Origin of the sequence: Erwinia sp. S38 (genome assembly GCF_016624545.1) — a bacterium.
Taxonomy (GTDB): Bacteria; Pseudomonadota; Gammaproteobacteria; order Enterobacterales; family Enterobacteriaceae; genus Erwinia; species Erwinia coffeiphila.
In genome coordinates, this window is record NZ_JACVTS010000083.1 from 1 (window position 1) to 364 (window position 364).

Consider the following 364-nt stretch of genomic DNA (forward strand, 5'->3'; position numbering starts at 1 on the left):
GCTAAACTCCTTCAGTACCGGGATAACTGAAAAATCGATACCGCACTGGTCGATAATAAAATCGAGGTGGTTAGCTTCAATTTCAGCATAGGTATGCTGAAGCTTGTTTATCCAATTGGTAATGCCGGACATGTTCAATTATGCCTCCCTTGGCACAAAACCCTGCGCGAGCTCCTGCGCTTTTTTAAGGCACTCTTTACACACTGACGATGGCAGTTCCGGCAGAGGAAAGTCCTGGCTCGTCGGCCCCATCCATTTATGCTGCCCCTTCAGGCTCAGCAAGCCAGGCCCATGAATCTCCACTTCACCCGCCGGAGTCAGCCGGATATAGGCCCCGCCGCAGGCAAGCGTGATCCCGTTTTTC

The 364-nt window shown here is 51.9% G+C and carries 1 protein-coding gene; it reads right to left on the bottom strand.

What is annotated here, in order from left to right:
* Window positions 1-138: 138 nt before the first annotated feature.
* Window positions 139-364: hypothetical protein (locus IBT46_RS27095; protein ID WP_200548137.1), on the bottom strand; the 226-nt coding region annotated here is incomplete at its 5' end.